The following is an 18,598-nucleotide window of genomic DNA, read 5'->3' as shown; positions in this document are numbered from 1 at the left end:
ATGCAGCAGCGCCATGGGCCCATTCGGGTACTGATCGCCGACGATCATCCGCTGTTGAGGGAAGGCATCGCTGCCGTGATCGCGGGGCAACCGGATATCGAGCTGATCGGGGAAGCCAGCAACGGGGTCGAGGCCGTCGATCGCTATCGTCATCTACAGCCCGACGTCACGCTGATGGATCTGCAAATGCCCGAACTGGACGGCATCGCCGCCATTCGCGCCATTCGCGACGAATTCCCCGCGGCGCGCATCGCCATCCTGACCACCTATCAGGGCGATGTCCGCGTTCTGCACGCCATTCAGGCCGGCGCCACTGGCTATCTGTTGAAAAGCACGCTGCGTAAGTCGCTCGTCGAGACCATCAGAACGCTCGCGAAGGGCAAGCCCCACTTCCCCGCTGAGATCGCCGCCGACCTGGCATGCCATCTCGGCGCCGAGCCGCTCAGCCGGCGCGAGGTCGAGGTCCTGCGCTGCATCGCGCAAGGGCAGTCCAACAAGGCGATCGCACGCCAGCTCGGGCTCACCGAGGAAACGATCAAGGCCCATGTCAAGAATCTGATCGCCAAACTCGATGCCAGCAACCGCACGCATGCCGTCGCTATTGCCCTGCGGCGCGGCATCATCGATATGGCATAGGGGAAGGGTGGCCTGGATAACGAGTGGGTGGAAAGACGCTGCCACTACCTCTTTCAAGGGAGGCATCTCCCCTACCAAAGGGGCTTATGGTGTCGACGACCGTGACCGATCATCGGTGCTCTGACGTCGCAGCAGAGGAGCTCGAACATGGCAGACCCTCGCCAAGGACCGGCCGTTTACCCGCCCCATCATGAAATGCAGACGGACAGGATGGTCATCGCGCTGTCTCTCCTGACCCAGGCAACCTACACCCTTGACGACGAATCGCTCTCCGAGCAACTGGGGCTTTCTCGGGTCGTGACGCTGCTGAGAGAACGACTCCCGGACAACACCGCGCCAGCCAAGCTCGCGGGCTGGCAGACCCAACGCTTGACCCTCCACATCGAGACCCATCTCCACGATACGATACGTGCTGCCGACCTGGCCGCCATCGTTCGGCTGAGCGTCGGTCACTTCACACATGCATTCAAAATGACTTTCGGCGAAACGCCATGCCACTACGTCCATCGCCTGCGCATCCAACGGGCGCAAACGCTGATGCAGCGTCGAGAGCTTCCGCTGGCCGAGATCGCGTTGGCCTGCGGCTTCTGCGATCAGCCTCACTTCACCCGTCTGTTTCGTCGAGTCACCGGTATCAGCCCCAGTGAGTGGCGACGCCGCTTCGGCAACGGCCCGATACAGCCACCGGCATCGATGGCACCGACGACATCGACGCCGCCAGCCTCGGCAGTCTGCGATGCCCTTCTTCCCTGAACGAGGTCGACCGGACTCGACCGCCAGCGTCACTCAGGCAGCAGCAGGAAATTACCCTCCCGACCGTCACCGAGCTGGGAGTCCCCTTCGCTGTCGTCCTTGAGTGCGACCCCGGAGGCGCCCAGCGTCTGCGCCTCGCGCATCAGGTAGGCCAGCAGCCTGGCGGCATTGGCATACTTCAGTCCTCGCGGGCGGATGTTGGAGATGCAGTTGCGCTCGCTGTCGCGCCGGCCTGCCCGTGGCGCCCAGGTAAAATAGAGCCCCAGGCTGTCCGGCGAACTGAGTCCGGGCCGTTCACCGATCATTACGATGCTCATGCGCGCCTTGAGCGCCTCGCCGATGGGGTCGCCGATCGCGACCCGGCCCTGCTCCACCAGCGCCACCGGCCCCAACGACAGCCCAAGCCGTTCGATCTCCGGCAGCGCGGCGTCGAGAAACGGGATGGCCTGTTCATGAATCGCCCGCGCGGAAAGGCCGTCGACCACGCAGATCGAGACATCGCAGGGTTCGGACGTGATGGCGGCAAGCTCCTGCTCGGCGTCTGCGGAGAGTTGTCGGCCGAGATCCGGCCGGCGCAGGTATTCGTCACGGTCGGCTGCTTGGCTGTGCAGGCGCAGCGCCAGCGGAAAGCGACGGTCCAGTTCCGGCATCAGGCGCTCGGTATCCAGCGCCATGTGTACGGCATCCCGGGCCCGGGCATGGTCGAGCTGAAAGGCCAGCTGGGCCGACGTCGGCAGGCTCCCGCCGACGCGCCCCAGGCCGATTCTGGCATCGGTGAGCTCGCGCAGTCGCTGCCAGGGGTTGGTGACGGTGAGCGCTTCACCGGCCGCGGACGGTTGTCCCTCCTTCATGACGGCAGCTCCGTAGTGCCCCTCGATCCCAGTACATGCTGGAAACGCGGCGGCAACTCGCGGTCAAAGGCGATGCCCTGACCATGGCGGTAGATGCCGCTGCGCTCCAGCCACTGCTCGAACTCCGGCGCCGAACGCAGTCCCAGCACCTGGCGCAGGTAGAGCGCGTCATGGAACGACGTGGTCTGGTAGTTGAGCATGATGTCGTCGGAGCCGGGAATGCCCATGATGTAGTGGCATCCCGCCGCACCCAGCAGCGTCAGCAGCATGTCCATGTCGTCCTGGTCGGCCTCGGCGTGATTGGTGTAGCAGACATCGCAGCCCATCGGCACGCCGAGCAGTTTGCCGCAGAAGTGATCCTCCAGCCCGGCGCGGATGATCTGCTTGCCGTCGAACAGATACTCGGGGCCGATGAAGCCGACCACGGTGTTGACCAGCAGCGGCTCGAACTCCCGCGCGACCGCGTAGGCGCGCGCTTCCAGCGTCTGCTGGTCGAGCCCGTGATGGGCATTGGCGGAGAGCGCGCTGCCCTGACCGGTCTCGAAGTACATCACGTTGTTGCCGAGGGGGCCGCGCTTCAACGACAGTGCCGCTTCGCGCCCTTCCCGCAGCAGGGCCAGGTCGATGCCGAAGCCGCGATTGGCCGCCTCGGTGCCGGCGATCGACTGGAACACCAGATCCGTTGGCGCGCCGCGCTCGATCGCCTCGATCGCGGTGGTGACATGGGTTAGCACGCAGCTCTGGGTGGGGATTTCGTAGCGGGAGATGACCTCGTCGAGCATCTTCAACAGCGTCACCACCGTGGCGGTGTTGTCGGTGGCGGGATTGATGCCGATCACGGCGTCACCACTGGCGTAGAGCAGGCCATCGAGAATGCTGGCCGCGATGCCGGAAGCGTCGTCGGTGGGATGGTTGGGTTGCAGCCGCGTCGACAGCCGGCCCGGCAGGCCGATGGTATTGCGAAAGCGCGTGACGACCTCGCACTTGCGGCCCACCAGCACCAGATCCTGCACCCGCATCAGCTTGGAGACCGCCGCAACCATCTCCGGTGTCAGGCCGGGGGCCAGCCGTGCGAGCGACTCGCCATCGGCGCGTTCGGAGAGCAACCAGTTGCGGAATTCGCCGACGCTCAGCGAGGCGACCGGCGTGAACGCGGCACGATCATGTCGATCGAGGATCAGCCGCGTGATCTCGTCCTCCTCGTAGGGGATCAGCGGCTCTTCCAGGAACGTGGCAAGAGGCAGCTCCGCCAGCGCCATCTGGGCGACGGCTCGCTCCTCGGCACTGGCAGCCGCAATTCCGGCCAGGGCATCTCCGGAGCGGTGCGGCGTGGCGGCAGCCAGCAGCGCACCAAGACCGTCGAACCGGTACCGCCGGCCGTCGACATCGATAACATGCTCACTCATGGCATCACACCTGTTGTCGTTGTTCGCGTACAGGGAGAGTGACCTTCAGTTTATGCCATAAACGCCGTAGCGCCTGCGAGCGGCATGTCTTCGCCTTCGCGGTACTTGCGCCTAGCTCCTCGCCAGTGCCAGGACCTCCTCCCAGAGGCCGTCGTCCAGCGTCAGCGGCGCCTGGCTGCGACGCTGGCGCCAGGTCGAAGCCCCTGGCCAGCGCACCGCCCGGCCTGACTCATCGGACGTGGCGGTCGCCAGATGATGCTGGATGCCCTCGACGATGGCGTCGCAGGCGGCTCGTCCGCCGAGCTGCTCGGGGTCGAACAGCATGAATATCTGGCAACTCCCGCCACCGCTGCCGCGTTCGACCCGATCGATGTCGTGGCTCGGTCGGCCCTGCGCCAGCAGCGCGGCCAGGGCGTCGAGCATTATGGACAGTCCCGACCCTTTCCAGTAACCGGTCGGAAGAAGGCGACGCGTCGCCTCGATCGCCGCCGGATCCCGCGTCAGTTCGCCATCCGCACCGAAGCCACCGTCGATGGGAAGCTGCTCGCCTTTGCGTCGCGTGGTCTGCAGCTTGCCATAGGAGAATTGGGACATCGCCATGTCCAGCACCAGCGGACCGTCGCGATGGGGAACGGCCATGACCAGAGGATTGTTGCCGATCGACTGGGTGGTGGCCCCCCAGGCCGGCATGCACGACTCCGTATTGGTCCACATGATCGCCGCAAAGCCCTGTTCGGCTGCGTGCCAACCGTAGCTGCCTCCGCGCATCCAGTGGGTCGTGTCGCGCAGCGCGACCAGCCCCATGCCATGCTCACGCGCCAGGGCCATGCCCCGTTCGGTGGCCCGGATCGCATTACGAATGCCGATGCCGAAGTGGCCGTCGAGCACCTCGATGGCGCCGAGTCGCTGTACGGGTTCCAGCGAGGCGTCGACGTCGACCCAACCCCGGCGGACGTAGTCGACGAAGCGGGGAATGCGCCCGATCCCGTGAGAGTGCACCCCGTCCCGCGTGCTCTCGGCATGAATACGCGCACAGAGCGCAGCGTCGTCGGGGCCCAGCCCCGCCTCGAGCAGGACCCGGTGCAGCGTGGCTTGCAGTGTTGCGAAATCGACCGTCGCCATTGGATGCCTTTTAGTAATACATCATACATATATTGACCATAGCGGCCGCGATCACGCCTGCGTATTCGCCTTTAGTGGAGGATGGACCATCGCCGGTATCCCAGCAGTGGCGATCGCCTGAGCGACGAGCCCTGGTACCGGGGTGTGGAGAGACGGGATCACTCGCATCGAGCGCATGAAAAAAGCCCTGCCGATGGATCGACAGGGCTTTCTCGACGATGACGAGGCGTCACCGGCTTTCGCTGATACCAGGGCCGCCGTTGCCGGCGACCGGGCGACTCAGCGACGCAGGCCGAGCTTCTTGATCAGCGACTGATAGCGATCGAAGTCCTTGCCCTTCAGGTAGTCCAGCAGCTTACGGCGCTGGTTGACCATGCGGATCAGACCACGGCGAGAGTGGTGATCCTGCTTGTGATCCTTGAAGTGGCTCTGCAGGCCGTCGATGTTGGCGCTCAGCAGCGCAACCTGGACTTCCGGGGATCCGGTGTCGCTCTCGCCCTGACCGAACTCTTTGACGATCTCGGCTTTCTTTTCAGCGGTTAATGCCATGAAAAACTCTCCAGCAAGCAATATGCCTGAATGATGAATATCGGAGACCACGCATATTTGCAGCCTCCCGTTTGACCGTCACGGGGACGGGTGCATCGAATCGATGCCGCCAACTTGGCCTCAGCCGTCTGTCGAGGCTTGTCTCGACTCGACAGGATCCGAGTCCAATGCTGTCGTGTCGACCAGACGCCGGGGAGCGATTTCCCCCGGCGCGGTCAATTCGACCAATCCCAGAAAGGATTCGTCGCGATACAGTCTTGCCGTCGCGCCTGGCGCCAGCTCGGTGTCCGACACCGCCGCCCGTTGCCCCAGCAGCAGTCGCCGGGCCACGGTTTCCGTCACGCTGAGCGTCGGCAGATGCTCGAGCATGACGTCGACCGGGAGCAGTTGCGCCAGCCGTTCCTCGCCGCTCATCGCCTCGAGCGCCTCGAAGGATAAACGCCTTTCGCTGTCGAAGGGCCCGGTTTCCAGCCGTTCCAACGCCGTGATGTGGGCGCCAAACCCAACCGCGGCGCCGATATCCTCGGCCAGGGTCCGAATGTAGGTGCCCTTGCTGCAGCGAACCTGCAGCCAGACGCCATCGGGCTCCCATTCGAGCGGGCGCATATCATATATCGTTACGCGGCGCGGCGCACGCGCTACCGTCTCACCCTGACGCGCCAGCTCGTAGAGCTTGCGCCCCTGATGCTTGAGCGCCGAATACATCGGTGGGACCTGTTCGATCTCACCGCGGAAACGCTCGAGCGCAGCTTCGACGACGTCACGATCCAGCGTGGCGGGCAGCGCTTGGCGCGCGATCGCCTCACCTTCGGCGTCCCCGGTGTCGGTCATGGCCCCGAACTGGATTCGGGTCCGATAGACCTTGTCGGCTTCGAGCAGGTGAGCGGAGAACTTGGTCGCCTCGCCCAGGCAGACCGGCAACAACCCGGTCGCCATCGGGTCCAGCGTCCCGGTATGGCCCGCCTTGCGTGCCTGGAACAACCGCCGGGCGCGCTGCAGCGCGTGATTGCTCGACACCCCCTTGGGCTTGTCGAGCAGCAGCACACCGTTGATGGGCAGCCCCTTGCGACGCCGTGCCATCAGCGGGACTCTCCATCTCCGTGCCGCGTATCGTCCTGCCGGGATTCGTCGTCCTGGCCCGCACCATCCGCAGCCGCCGCCTCGTCACTCTCCTGCGGGCGGTTGCTGGCAACGGCCTCGTCGATCAGCGCCGACAGCTTGTGCCCGCGCACGACGCTTTCGTCATAGTGAAAGCGCAGCTCGGGTACATGGCGAAGCTTGATGCGGCGCGCGATCTGCGAGCGCAGGAAACCGGCGGCCCGCTTGAGCACAGCCAGGTTTTCCTTGACCCGAGCCGGATCGTTCTCGCCCAGCAAGGTCACGTAGATGTCGGCGTAACCGAGATCCCGACTGACCTTGACCGAGCTGACCGTGACCATCCCCAGGCGCGGATCCTTGATCTCGCGCTGAATCAGCACGGCCAGCTCCTGCTGCAGCTGGTCGGCGACCCGGTCGGTTCGTTTGAATTCGCGCATCGTTGCCTCTCGAGATTCCGCAGGCGCCTATTGCGTCAAAGACCTAGGCGCCGGCGGGATCCTGTCACTTACAGGGTACGCTCGACCTTGACCTGGTCGAAGACCTCGATCTTGTCGCCAATCTGAACGTCGTTGTAGTTCTTGACGCCGATACCGCACTCCATGCCGTTGCGCACTTCGTTGACGTCATCCTTGAAGCGACGCAGGGACTCCAGCTCGCCTTCGTAGATGACCACATTGTCGCGCAGGACACGGATCTTCTTGTTGCGGTGGACGGAGCCCTCGACGACCATGCAGCCGGCGATCGCCCCGATCTTCGGCGCCTTGAACACGTCGCGCACCTCGGCGATACCGACGATCTCTTCCTTCCACTCCGGTGCCAGCATGCCGCTCATGGCCTGCTTGACCTCGTCGATCAGCTGGTAGATGACGCTGTAGTAGCGCAGATCCAGCCCTTCACGCTCGACGATCTCCCGCGCGGAGGCGTCGGCACGGACGTTGAAGCCGACCAGAATCGCTTCACTGGCCAGTGCCAGGTTGGCATCGGTACCGGTGATGCCGCCAACCCCGGAGGAGACCACCGCCACCTGCACTTCATCGGTGGAGAGCTCTTCCAGTGCGCCACGGATCGCTTCCAGCGAGCCCTGGACGTCGGCCTTGAGCACGACGTTGACCTTGGCCACCTCGTCCTGACCCATCTGGCTGAACATGTTCTCCAGCTTGGCCTTCTGCTGGCGCGCCAGACGCACTTCGCGGTATTTGCCCTGACGGAAGTTGGCGATTTCACGCGCCTTCTTCTCATCGGTCAGCACCATGAAGTCTTCACCGGCTTCCGGCGTGCCGTCGAGCCCCTGGATCTCCACCGGCATCGACGGACCCACCGACTCGACCTGCTTGCCGAGTTCGTTGGTCAGCGCACGCACGCGACCGTAGTGCAGGCCGGCGAGGACGATGTCGCCACGCTTGAGCGTGCCGTTCTGGACCAGCACGGTCGCTACCGGGCCACGCCCCTTGTCGAGGCGAGACTCGACCACGACGCCTTTGCCCGGTGCTTCCGGCACGGCCTTGAGCTCGAGCACTTCGGAAACCAGCAGCACCGATTCCAGCAGTTGGTCGATACCTTCGCCGGTCTTCGCGGAGACCGAGACGAACTGGGTATCGCCGCCCCACTCCTCGGAGATCACACCGTGCTGAGAGAGCTCGTTGCGAATCCGGTCGAGATCGGCGCCTTCCTTGTCGATCTTGTTGATCGCCACGACCAGTTGCACCCCGGCGGCCTTGGCGTGTTCTACCGCCTCGACCGTCTGCGGCATGACACCATCGTCGGCGGCAACCACCAGGATGACGACGTCGGTAGCCTGGGCACCACGAGCACGCATGGCGGTAAAGGCCGCGTGGCCAGGCGTATCCAGGAAGGTGACCCCACCATGTTCGCCTTCGACGTGGTAGGCACCGATGTGCTGGGTGATACCGCCGGCCTCGCCGGTCGCGACCTTGGTGCGACGAATGAAGTCGAGCAGCGAGGTCTTGCCGTGGTCGACGTGTCCCATGACGGTGACGACCGGCGAGCGGGTGATCTCGTCGCCTTCATAGGAGATGCCTTCGAGCACTTCGGTCTCGAGCGCATCTTCCTTGACCAGCTTCGGCTTGTGGCCCATCTCCTCGACCACGATCGCGGCAGTGTCCTGATCGATGGTCTGGTTGATGGTCACCGCCGCGCCCATGTTGAACATGGCCTTGATCACTTCGTTGGCCTTGACCGACATCTTGTCCGCCAATTCCGCGACGCTGATCGACTCCGGCAGCGCGACTTCACGCACGATCGGCTGGGTCGGCTTCTGGAACCCGTGCTGGTTGTCGCCGCGACCGCGACGGCTACCCCGACGCTCGGCCCGCTTGACCTTCTTGGCACCACCACCGCGACGCCGCTCGGAACGGTCGTCATCGTCGTCACGACGGCCACGACGACCCTGATCGCGCTCCTTGTCCTTCTTCGGGTGGGCGCGACGGTTCTCCGTCCGCGGCTCCTTGGGCGGCGGCTCGACGAACGGCTGGCTGTTGGACGTCGGCTCCTCGTCTTCCACCTGAGGCTCCTGGGGAATATCATCCCCCGGTGCCTGAGGCTCGGGCGCGGGGGCCGCTGCCTTGTTGGAGCTCTCCTGACCGGCGGTCAGATCCGCCGTCGGCTCGCTGGCCGCTTCCGCCGCCGCAGCCTGCTCGGACTGCTGCTGCGCCTGATCGGCCATGTCGCCGACGAGCTGACGCGGACCCGCTTCCTCGGCCGGCGCTTCCTCGACCGGCTCCGCATCACGCTTGACGTAGGTGCGCTTCTTGCGCACCTGCACCTCGATGGTCTTGCCACGCTCGCCCGAACGGATCTTACTGCGGGTATTGCGTGTCAAGGTGATGCGATTGCGCGGGCCGCGGCCACCACCACCATGACTCTTGGTCAGGTGATCGAGGAGACGTTGCTTGTCCTCTTCGGAGACCGCGTCGCTTTCCTTCTGATGCGGCAGACCCGCATCCTTCATCTGTTCAAGCAGGCGGGACACATCGCGTCCCACCTTGCCGGCAAACTCTTTTACGGTCATGTCTGACATTACGACCCTCCTGAACCCGTGACCACGTTACTCTTCGCTCTGAAACCAAGGCGCACGGGCAGTCATGATCAGTGCCGCTGCGCGCTCCTCGTCCACGTCGTCGATATCCTTCAGATCCTCGATGGACTGTTCTGCGAGGTCCTCCATGGTGACGATGCCACGGCTGGCAAGAATGAAAGCCAGGTGGCGGTCCATGCCGTCCATCGTGAGAAGGTCTTCGGCGGGCTGAGCGCCATCCAGTTGCTCTTCCGACGCGATGGCCAGGTTGAGAAGCTCATCCTTGGCCCTTGCACGAAGTTCCTCGACCAGATCCTCATCGAACTCTTCGATCTCCAGCATCTCTTCGACCGGCACGTAGGCCAGTTCTTCGATCGTCGTGAACCCTTCCTCGACCAGGATGCGGGCGACGTCTTCGTCGATCTCGAGATGGTTGATGAAATATTCGACCAGGCTGTCGACTTCCTGCTCGCGTTTACCCTCGGCTTCATCGATGGTCATGACGTTGAGCGTCCAGCCCGTCAGCTCGCTGGCGAGCCTCACGTTCTGACCGCTACGACCAATGGCCTGAGCGAGGTTGTCCTCGCCGACGGCGACGTCCATCGAATGGGCGTCCTCGTCAACGAGGATGGAGGCGACTTCCGCCGGCGCCATGGCGTTGATCACCAGTTGCGCGGGGTTGTCGTCCCATAAAATGATATCCACGCGCTCGTTACGCAGCTCGTTGGATACCGCCTGCACGCGCGATCCGCGCATGCCGACACAGGCGCCGACCGGATCGATTCGCCTGTCGTTGGTCTTGACCGCGATCTTGGCCCGCGCGCCGGGATCGCGAGCCGCGCCCTTGATCTCGATCAGTTGCTCGGCGATCTCCGGCACTTCGATCTTGAACAGCTCGACCAGCATGCCCGGCTTGGTCCGCGACAGGATCAGCTGGGAGCCACGCGCCTCCGCATCGACTTTCCACAGCAGCGCGCGCACACGCTCGTTCATGCGGTAGCGCTCGCCGGGGATCATCTCGCCACGGGGCAGGAAGCCCTCGGCGTTCTCGCCGAGATCGATGATCAGCCCGTCGCGTGTCGTTTTCTTGACGATGCCCGCGACCAGTTCGCCTTCCCGCTCGGAGTACTGCTTGACGATCTGGGCGCGTTCGGCCTCGCGCACCTTCTGCACGATCACCTGCTTGGCGGTCTGCGCGGCGATACGGCCGAAGGCCACCGACTCCACCTGCTCTTCGACCACATCGCCGACGGCCAAGGGAGGCTCGCGCGTCTCCGCTTCGGAGAGCGGAATCTCGCGATCTTCGCTGAGATAGTCTTCGTCTTCGACCACCACCCAGCGACGGAAAGTATCGTACTCGCCGGTGCGGCGATCAATCTGGACGCGGACGCTGACGTCCTGCCCCTCGAAGCGCTTGCGCGATGCGCTGGCCAGTGCCGCCTCGACAGCCTCGAAAATGACGTCTCGGGGCACGCTCTTCTCGTTGGAGATGGCGTCAACGACCAGCAGTATCTCTTTGCTCATGCCTATGCCTCGCCGAAAAACCGGTTCTTGGTTTCGAATTCTTGGTCTCGAATTACTGAGTCATCGAACAACAGGTGATGGAATTCAGTCGTCGAACTGCGGGACGACGCGAGCCTGATCGATGCTTTCGATGGGAAAGCAGTACTCTTCGCCATCGATGTGCAGCAGCACCTCGTCGCCATCGATGCCGGCCAGGCGCCCCTGGAACTTGCGACGCCCATCGAAGGCGGTGCGTAGCTTGAGCTGCACCACGTGACCGCTGAAGCGCGAAAAATGATCGAGCGTATAGAGCGGGCGATCGAGACCTGGAGAGGAAACTTCCAGGCTGTAGTTGCTCGAGATCGGATCTTCGACATCCAGCACGCCGCTGACCTGACGGCTGACACTCGCGCAATCATCGACCGAGATTCCATCGGGGCTGTCGATGTAGATCATCAGCTTGGAATGCTTGCCCTGAGCCAGATAGTCGAGGCCCCACAATTCGAAACCCATGGCGGTGACCACAGGTTCGATGATCGCATACAGTGCTGCGTCCTTGGTGACCACAAACGACTCCTACAGCAGTTGCATCAGGCACCTGACCGGGAGTTGAGAGAAATGCAAGGTGCTAGGTGGCTGACTGGCATTGACGTCGGCAGCGCCGTCGACGGCGACGAGCGCTGAAATCGACAAGGCTGCTAACAAAAAGCCCCTTCTCAGGAAGGGGCCTTTCAAAAAACTTGGTAGCGGGGGCCGGATTTGAACCGACGACCTTCGGGTTATGAGCCCGACGAGCTACCAGACTGCTCCACCCCGCAACATCAGGTTGGCGATTATAGGAACGGCCTCGAGATGGGTCAAGGAGGGCCGCAATATCGCCGAATTCTCAGCAACAAGAATTCATCAGTACCGCCCAGAGGTTCAAGTCGAAAAGACCGGAAAAACTTGACGATGGTGCCGAAGGCGGGACTTGAACCCGCACGACCGTAAGGTCACTACCCCCTCAAGATAGCGTGTCTACCAATTCCACCACTTCGGCATCAGGGGTGTGTAGCGCCTGGGCGCCACACTTAATTCGCTGCATTCGGAGCTTTCATCGAAGGCAGCGAATTTTCCTTTTCACTCAAGGATTTGACGATTCCTGACCGCCACCTTCCTCGAGTGCTGGCGCAGCATTATTCCCGCTTTGGGCACCATCGTCAAGCGTTGGCGCACCATTATGTTGCTGCTCGATCACCTGAGCATCCGGAATACCGCTCTGCGGCGCACTGCCGGCATTGGCGGCGAAGTACGCCAGCCCCAGCGAGGTCACGAAGAAAAGCGCCGCCAGGCCGCCCGTCAGCTTGGACATGAAGCCGCCACTGCCGCGAGAGCCGAACACCGTCTGCGAGGAGCCGCCACCGAATGCAGCGCCCGCTTCGGCGCCCTTGCCCTGCTGAAGCAGGACCAGAACCACCAGCGCAATGGCGGCGAGGACGTGTAACAACAAAACTGCTATCTGCATGAAATCAACCTGCTGACTGACAAATCGCTTTGAAATCGTCGACCTTGAGCGAAGCTCCGCCGATCAGGCCGCCGTCGATATCTTCCTGGGCGAGCAACTCCCGTGCGTTGCTCGCGTTCATGCTACCGCCATACAGCAGGCGTAGCGCATCGGCCAACGCCGAGTCGAAGCTCGCCTGATAGCCGCGAATCGCGGCCATCATCTGCTGGGCTTGCTCCGGCGTGGCCGTGCGCCCGGTACCGATCGCCCAGACCGGCTCGTAGGCAATCGTCATCATTCGACGCTGCCCGGGCTCGAGCCGGGCCATGACATGACCGACCTGACGCAGCACGACATCCTCGGACTGGCCGGCGTCGCGCTCCTCGAGGGTCTCTCCCACACAGAGAATCGGCTTGAGCCCCACGGTGAGCGCAGCGATGACCCGCTCGTAAACCTGTTCGTCACTTTCGTGATAGAGCTGGCGACGCTCGGAGTGGCCGGCCAGCACATACTCGACGCCGAACTCGGCGAGCATTTCGCCACTCACCTCGCCGGTGCGGGCCCCGGAGGGCAGCGGGTTCAGCGTCTGGGCGCCCAGCGCGAGAGGCGTGCCCGCAAAAGCGCTGCGCGCAGCATCGAGATAGGGAAACGGGGGATGGATCACCACATCGACCGGCGACGACAACTCAATCCCGGCAAACGTTCGACCGAACGTCTCGATCAATTCTGCCGAGCCGTTCATCTTCCAGTTACCTGCGATCAGCGGCTTGCGCATGCTACCTCCCATCGGTGGAGCGACATGGTATAAGAGCCTTGACAACAAGACAACAATTGCTGTCGGCGATCCGATCAGCTCAGGCGATCAAGGTTTCGACACTATCGGCGATCCGCCGCGCCAGCGCCTGGACATCGAATCTCGGTCGGCCTTCGACCATGACCCTGATCAGCGGTTCGGTACCCGAGGGCCGCAGCAGAACCCGACCACCGCCGCCCAGCTCCTCTTCCACCGACGCGACGCTTCGACACAACGCCTGGCTCTCCAATAGCGCCCGGGCATCGGAACCCGGGGGCAGGCGAACGTTGACCAGGGCCTGCGGCGCCTTCTCGAACCCTTCGAGCAACTGGTCCAGAGGCACCCCCTCTCGCACCATGACCGCCAGCACCTGCAGCGCGGAGACGATGCCATCGCCGGTGGTCTGCACGTTGCGACAGACGATATGTCCCGAGGCCTCCCCGCCCAGCAGCCAGTCGTTGGCCAGCAGCCGCTCGACGACGTAGCGGTCTCCCACCTTGGCCCGCTCGAAAGGGATCCCCTGCTTCTCGAACGCCGCGGCCAGCCCGAAGTTGGTCATCAGCGTGCCCACGACCCCGCCATTGAGCTTGCCTCGCGCGTGGAGGTCCCGCGCGATGATGTAGAGGATCTCGTCGCCGTCCACCGCCTCGCCCCGACGGTCGATCATCAGTACGCGATCGCCGTCGCCATCGAACGCGATGCCCAGGTCGGCCTGACACGACAGGACAGCCTCGCGCAAACGCTCGGTGTGGGTCGACCCCACGTCGCGGTTGATATTGAGGCCATCCGGCTCCCCGCCGATCACGCTGACATCGGCGCCGAGCTCCCGAAAGACATTGGGCGCGATATGGTAGGTCGCGCCATGCGCGCAATCCAGGACGATCCTCAGGCCATGCAGCTCGAGGCGATTGTGGACCGTTGACTTGCAGAACTCGATGTAGCGCCCGGCGGCGTCGCCGATTCGCACCGCCTTGCCGAGCTGGTTCGGCGCCATGGTCTCCAGCGGCTTCTCGAGTTCATCCTCGATCTCCGCCTCGACCTCGTCGGCCAGCTTCAGCCCTTCCGCCGAGAAGAACTTGATGCCGTTGTCCTGGTAGGGATTGTGCGAAGCCGAGATCACGATACCAGCGTCGGCACGAAAGGTTCGGGTCAGGTAGGCGATACCCGGGGTCGGCATCGGTCCCAGCAGGGAGACGTCGGCCCCTGCGGCCGATAGCCCCGCCTCCAACGCCGATTCGAACATGTAACCCGAGATGCGAGTGTCCTTGCCGATGATCACCTTGGGTCGCGGCGACTGGGAGGATCGCTGCCGGGTCTGATGAGAGGATAGCTTGCGAGACAGCACGCGCCCCATCGCCCACCCCAGCTTGAGCATGAAGTCAGCGGTGATCGGATACTCGCCGACGGTGCCGCGAATACCGTCGGTACCAAAATAACGTCTACTCATGATCGCTCCGTTCCTGAAGCACGGCCCAGGCCATGTCGATCGCGTCGACCGTGGCTGCCACATCGTGCACTCTGACTATTCTAGCGCCACGCTCGACCGCCATCACGCTCAACGCGAGACCTCCAGGCAGGCGCTGATCGACAGGCCGGCCCAGCGCCTGGCCGATCATGCTCTTTCGCGACATCCCGACCAGCAGCGGCAGATCGAGCGCTTCGAGCGCACTCAGACGATTGAGCAGTCGAAGATTGTGTTCCAGCGTCTTGGCAAAGCCGAAACCCGGGTCGATCAGCAGTCGCTCCCGCGGAATACCTGCCTGCGCGCAGGCGGTGACGCGCTGGCGCAGGAACTCGACCACCGCCATCTCGATCGGCTCGGCGTAGTACGGCGCCTGCTGCATCGTCCCCGGCTCTCCGCGCATGTGCATGAGACAGACGGGCAACTCGGTGCCCGCCGCCGCCGCCAACGCCCCGGGTCGCGTCAGCGAGCGCACGTCGTTGAGCATCCCCGCCCCGGCCGCAGCGGCTTCGCGAATCAGTTCCGGCGTGCTGGTGTCGACCGAGACCAGCGCACCGAACTCCCGCACCAGCGTCTCGACCACCGGCAGCACTCGATCACGCTCCTCCTCCAGCGACACCGGTTCGGCGCCGGGGCGCGTCGATTCCCCGCCCACATCGATGATGTCGGCCCCCTCCCGCAGCAGCCGTTCGGCGTGACGGCGCGCGTCGTCCAGCTCGCGGTGCCGGTTGCCATCGGAGAAGGAGTCGGGCGTCACGTTCAGAATGCCCATGACGCGCGGACGCGAAAGATCGAGATCGTGATGGCCGCAGCGCAATCGGACACCGATGGAGGAAGAGTCAGTCATGGAAGGTCGTCGCTGGCAAAAGCGCCCACTCTAGGTAGGCCGGTACGGTTTCGCAACCGTCTCACAACGCAGCAGGGCGCCATATCTGACGCCCTGCTGGTTGATGCCGAGTCGTTCGAACCCGGATTGGCTGTGGACCGCCGGATCACCTCAAAGCCCTGACGGCCCGCCCAGAGGATCCGAGGGCCGGCGGTTGCCGGGCTCGTCATCCGACGTGCCTTCATCGCCTGGCTGTGGCTCAGGATCGCTGACCGGCCGACCAGAACCCGAGCTCGGACCATCGTCACCCCAATCCTTCGGCGGACGCGGCGGGCGACCTTCCATGATGTCCTTGAGCTGGGCAGCGTCGATGGTCTCGTACTGCATCAGCGCTTCGGCCATCAGGTCGAGCTTGTCGCGGTTGTCCTCGAGAATCTTGCGCGCCATGGCATAGCATTCGTCGATGATGCGACGCACCTCCTTGTCGAGGCGGGTCGAAGTCTCACCGGAACTCAGTTTGCCGCCACCCTGACCGGGACCACCGAGGAACTGATGCGATTCGTCCTCGTCGTACATCAGCGGCCCCATCTCCTCGGAGAGACCCCACTTGGCCACCATGCTGTGCGCAAGCTCGGTGGCCCGCTTGATGTCGTTGGAGGCACCGGTGGTGACCCCATTCGGCCCAAGCGTCATCTCTTCGGCGATCCGGCCACCGAACAGCGAGCAGAGCTGGCTGATGATCTGCTGACGGGAATAGCTGTAGCGGTCTTCCTCGGGGAGGAACATGGTCACGCCCAGCGCACGACCGCGCGGGATGATGGTGACCTTGTAGACCGGATCGTGCTCGGGCATCACCAGGCCGATGATGGCATGGCCGGCCTCATGGTAGGCCGTGTTGAGCTTGTCCTTCTCGGACATGACCATGGACCGACGCTCGGCGCCCATCATGATCTTGTCCTTGGCCAGCTCCAGCTCTTCCATACCCACGGTGCGTCGATTGCGTCGCGCCGCGAACAGCGCCGCCTCGTTGACCAGGTTGGCCAGGTCGGCGCCCGAGAAGCCGGGCGTGCCACGGGCGATGATGCTGGCCTGGACACCGTCGGCCATCGGCACCTTGCGCAGATGTACGTTGAGAATATGCTCGCGACCCCGGATGTCGGGCAGCGGTACGGTGACCTGACGGTCGAAGCGGCCCGGGCGCAGCAGCGCCGGATCCAGCACGTCGGGACGGTTGGTGGCGGCAATGACGATGATGCCGTCGTTGGCCTCGAAGCCGTCCATCTCGACCAGCAATTGGTTCAGGGTCTGCTCGCGCTCGTCGTGACCGCCGCCCATGCCGGAGCCACGATGGCGACCGACGGCATCGATCTCGTCGATGAAGATGATGCACGGCGCCTGCTTCTTGGCCTGTTCGAACATGTCGCGGACGCGGGATGCACCCACGCCGACGAACATCTCGACGAAGTCGGACCCGGAGATCGAGAAGAACGGCACCTTGGCCTCGCCGGCGATCGCCTTCGCCAGCAGCGTCTTGCCGGTACCCGGGGGGCCCACCATCAGCACGCCGCGGGGTATCTGGCCACCCAGGCGCTGAAACTTCGAAGGATCCTTGAGGAAGTCGACCAGCTCGACCACCTCCTCCTTGGCCTCGTCACAACCCGCGACGTCGGCAAAGGTGGATTTGATCTGATCCTGGCTCAGCAGCTTCGCCTTCGACTTGCCGAAGCTCATCGGGCCGCCCCGACCACTGCCGCCGCCCTGCATCTGGCGCATGAAGAAGATGAAGATGCCCAGAATCAACAGGATCGGGAAGCTGGCGATCAGCAAGCGCGTCCACAGGCTCTGCTCCTCGGGTTTCTGGCCGACGACCGTGACGTCATGCGCCAACAGATCGTCCATCAGCTTGGGATCCTGGGCGGCGGGGCGAATGGTCTGGAATTGCGTGCCATCCTTGCGCTCACCGTTGATGGTGTAGCCGTCGATGGTCACGCTGCGCACCTGGTCGTTCTGGACCTGCTGCACGAACTGCGAATAGCTCGTCGTGTGCGGCGAGCTATCGACGCTGAAGTTGTTGAACACCGTCAGCAGCACGGCTGCGATGACCAACCAGAGAATTAGATTCTTCGCCATGTCGTTCAAGACACCACCCTCGTAGTACGAATCTTGCTGCCTGCGCTTGCCGTGGTCTGACACTACACCAGATGGGGGCGTTCAACCACGCTTGCAAGCCTAGCCATGAAATCCCTGCGCCAGCAGGTAGACTTCTCGGGACCGGGCCCGGGACGCCTCCGGCTTGCGCGTGACCACCTTGCGGAAGCTGCCGCGCAGCTCCCGCAGGTAGTCGTCGAATCCTTCGCCCTGAAACACCTTGGCCAGAAAATGACCGCCGGGTGCCAAGGTCTGCCGCGCCAGATCGAGCGCCAGCTCGACCAGATACATCGCCTGGGGCTGGTCTATCGCCGCCATGCCGCTCATGTTCGGGGCCATGTCGGACAACACCAGGTCGACGGAGCGATCCCCCAGCGCAGCCAGAATCGCCTCCAGCACCGACTCTTCGGTGAAATCGCCCTGGATGAAGTCGACGCCGGCCAACGCATCCATCTCAAGGATGTCCGACGCAATCACCACCCCATCGCTACCGACCTTCTCGGCGGCGACCTGACTCCAGCCTCCCGGGGCGGCCCCCAGGTCGATCACCGACATCCCGGACCGGAGTAACTTGTCACGCTCGTCGAGTTCCAGCAACTTATAGCTTGCACGCGAACGATAACCATCCTTCCAGGACTGCTGGACGTAGCGATCGTCGAAATGCTCTTTCAGCCAGCCTGCGCTGCTCTTGCTCTGGCGCGTCGAGGAACCGGCATTGTCGGGACTGGGCCTGGAGGAGCGCGCCACTGGAGATCACCTGAAGAAAGCTCGAAGAAAGGGTGGAGATGCGGACTGAAGATCGGACGTGGGAGAGCGAGGTGTCGACAGGGGATCACCATCACCGCTCCAGGGACCACACACCAACGACATCTTTCCCGCGGCGACCGAAACCCGTACCATGTCGCGTTTCGACAGTGCGGTGGTGAGACCGATT

General features: G+C 63.7%; 17 protein-coding genes and 2 tRNA genes. 2 read left to right on the top strand and 17 right to left on the bottom strand.

From position 1 onward, the window contains the following. The gene (locus tag AAGT95_RS07805; protein ID WP_342596104.1) at positions 1-636 is read left to right on the top strand and encodes a response regulator transcription factor; all 636 of its coding nucleotides are present in this window, start codon (positions 1-3) and stop codon (positions 634-636) included. A gap of 147 nt (positions 637-783) precedes the next feature. Continuing rightward, a complete protein-coding gene (locus AAGT95_RS07800) occupies positions 784-1,389 on the top strand; it encodes an AraC family transcriptional regulator (RefSeq protein WP_342596103.1) in 606 nt (201 codons plus the stop codon). A gap of 29 nt (positions 1,390-1,418) precedes the next feature. Here the strand turns inward: AAGT95_RS07800 and eutC are convergent, their stop codons facing one another. The 17 genes from eutC to rlmE form a co-directional block, all read right to left on the bottom strand. Beyond that, positions 1,419-2,240: an ethanolamine ammonia-lyase subunit EutC gene (eutC, locus tag AAGT95_RS07795; RefSeq protein WP_342596102.1), complete on the bottom strand. Its 822-nt coding sequence runs from the start codon at positions 2,238-2,240 to the stop codon at positions 1,419-1,421. After that, positions 2,237-3,646: an ethanolamine ammonia-lyase subunit EutB gene (locus AAGT95_RS07790; RefSeq protein ID WP_342596101.1), complete on the bottom strand. Its 1,410-nt coding sequence runs from the start codon at positions 3,644-3,646 to the stop codon at positions 2,237-2,239. Before AAGT95_RS07790 ends, eutC begins: the two co-directional genes overlap by 4 nt. Positions 3,647-3,757: 111 nt before the next feature. Continuing rightward, positions 3,758-4,768 (bottom strand): 3-dehydro-L-gulonate 2-dehydrogenase, encoded by a 1,011-nt coding sequence (yiaK, locus tag AAGT95_RS07785; RefSeq protein WP_342596100.1) that lies wholly within the window; start codon positions 4,766-4,768, stop codon positions 3,758-3,760. A 279-nt stretch (positions 4,769-5,047) separates the two neighbouring features. Further along, positions 5,048-5,317, bottom strand: coding sequence for a 30S ribosomal protein S15 (gene rpsO / locus AAGT95_RS07780; RefSeq protein ID WP_071230933.1), 270 nt, complete (start codon positions 5,315-5,317; stop codon positions 5,048-5,050). A 120-nt stretch (positions 5,318-5,437) separates the two neighbouring features. Next, positions 5,438-6,397, bottom strand: coding sequence for a tRNA pseudouridine(55) synthase TruB (gene truB / locus AAGT95_RS07775; protein WP_342596099.1), 960 nt, complete (start codon positions 6,395-6,397; stop codon positions 5,438-5,440). Beyond that, positions 6,397-6,852 carry a 30S ribosome-binding factor RbfA gene (rbfA, locus tag AAGT95_RS07770; protein WP_342596098.1) on the bottom strand — a complete coding sequence of 152 codons (456 nt, stop codon included), beginning with the start codon at positions 6,850-6,852 and terminating at the stop codon, positions 6,397-6,399. Before rbfA ends, truB begins: the two co-directional genes overlap by 1 nt. Before the next feature lie 68 nt (positions 6,853-6,920). Then, entirely contained in the window at positions 6,921-9,452 is a 2,532-nt protein-coding gene (infB, locus tag AAGT95_RS07765) for a translation initiation factor IF-2 (protein ID WP_110597715.1), read from the bottom strand. Between the two features lie 27 nt (positions 9,453-9,479). Further along, positions 9,480-10,973: a transcription termination factor NusA gene (gene nusA, locus AAGT95_RS07760; protein ID WP_110597716.1), complete on the bottom strand. Its 1,494-nt coding sequence runs from the start codon at positions 10,971-10,973 to the stop codon at positions 9,480-9,482. Positions 10,974-11,057: 84 nt separating this feature from the next. Next, on the bottom strand, positions 11,058-11,519 hold the full coding sequence (rimP, locus tag AAGT95_RS07755) for a ribosome maturation factor RimP (RefSeq protein ID WP_110597717.1): 462 nt from the start codon (positions 11,517-11,519) through the stop codon (positions 11,058-11,060). A gap of 174 nt (positions 11,520-11,693) precedes the next feature. Beyond that, a tRNA-Met gene (locus tag AAGT95_RS07750) sits at positions 11,694-11,770 on the bottom strand. A 134-nt stretch (positions 11,771-11,904) separates the two neighbouring features. Next, positions 11,905-11,991, bottom strand: a tRNA-Leu gene (locus tag AAGT95_RS07745). Positions 11,992-12,075: 84 nt separating this feature from the next. Beyond that, complete coding sequence (gene secG / locus AAGT95_RS07740; RefSeq protein ID WP_110597718.1) at positions 12,076-12,456, bottom strand: preprotein translocase subunit SecG; 381 nt, start codon at positions 12,454-12,456, stop codon at positions 12,076-12,078. Positions 12,457-12,460: 4 nt separating this feature from the next. Continuing rightward, a complete protein-coding gene (gene tpiA / locus AAGT95_RS07735; protein WP_110597719.1) occupies positions 12,461-13,210 on the bottom strand; it encodes a triose-phosphate isomerase in 750 nt (249 codons plus the stop codon). Positions 13,211-13,289: 79 nt separating this feature from the next. After that, positions 13,290-14,675 (bottom strand): phosphoglucosamine mutase, encoded by a 1,386-nt coding sequence (gene glmM, locus AAGT95_RS07730; RefSeq protein ID WP_110597720.1) that lies wholly within the window; start codon positions 14,673-14,675, stop codon positions 13,290-13,292. Beyond that, complete coding sequence (gene folP / locus AAGT95_RS07725; protein WP_240612249.1) at positions 14,668-15,537, bottom strand: dihydropteroate synthase; 870 nt, start codon at positions 15,535-15,537, stop codon at positions 14,668-14,670. Before folP ends, glmM begins: the two co-directional genes overlap by 8 nt. 150 nt (positions 15,538-15,687) lie before the next feature. Then, positions 15,688-17,655: an ATP-dependent zinc metalloprotease FtsH gene (gene ftsH / locus AAGT95_RS07720; RefSeq protein WP_110597721.1), complete on the bottom strand. Its 1,968-nt coding sequence runs from the start codon at positions 17,653-17,655 to the stop codon at positions 15,688-15,690. A gap of 90 nt (positions 17,656-17,745) precedes the next feature. Beyond that, positions 17,746-18,411 (bottom strand): 23S rRNA (uridine(2552)-2'-O)-methyltransferase RlmE, encoded by a 666-nt coding sequence (rlmE, locus tag AAGT95_RS07715; RefSeq protein ID WP_110597722.1) that lies wholly within the window; start codon positions 18,409-18,411, stop codon positions 17,746-17,748. Positions 18,412-18,598: the final 187 nt, after the last annotated feature.

The sequence above is a fragment of the Salinicola lusitanus genome, assembly GCF_038648475.1.
Lineage (GTDB): Bacteria > Pseudomonadota > Gammaproteobacteria > Pseudomonadales > Halomonadaceae > Salinicola > Salinicola lusitanus.
This window is presented reverse-complemented; position numbering and strand designations above follow the sequence as displayed.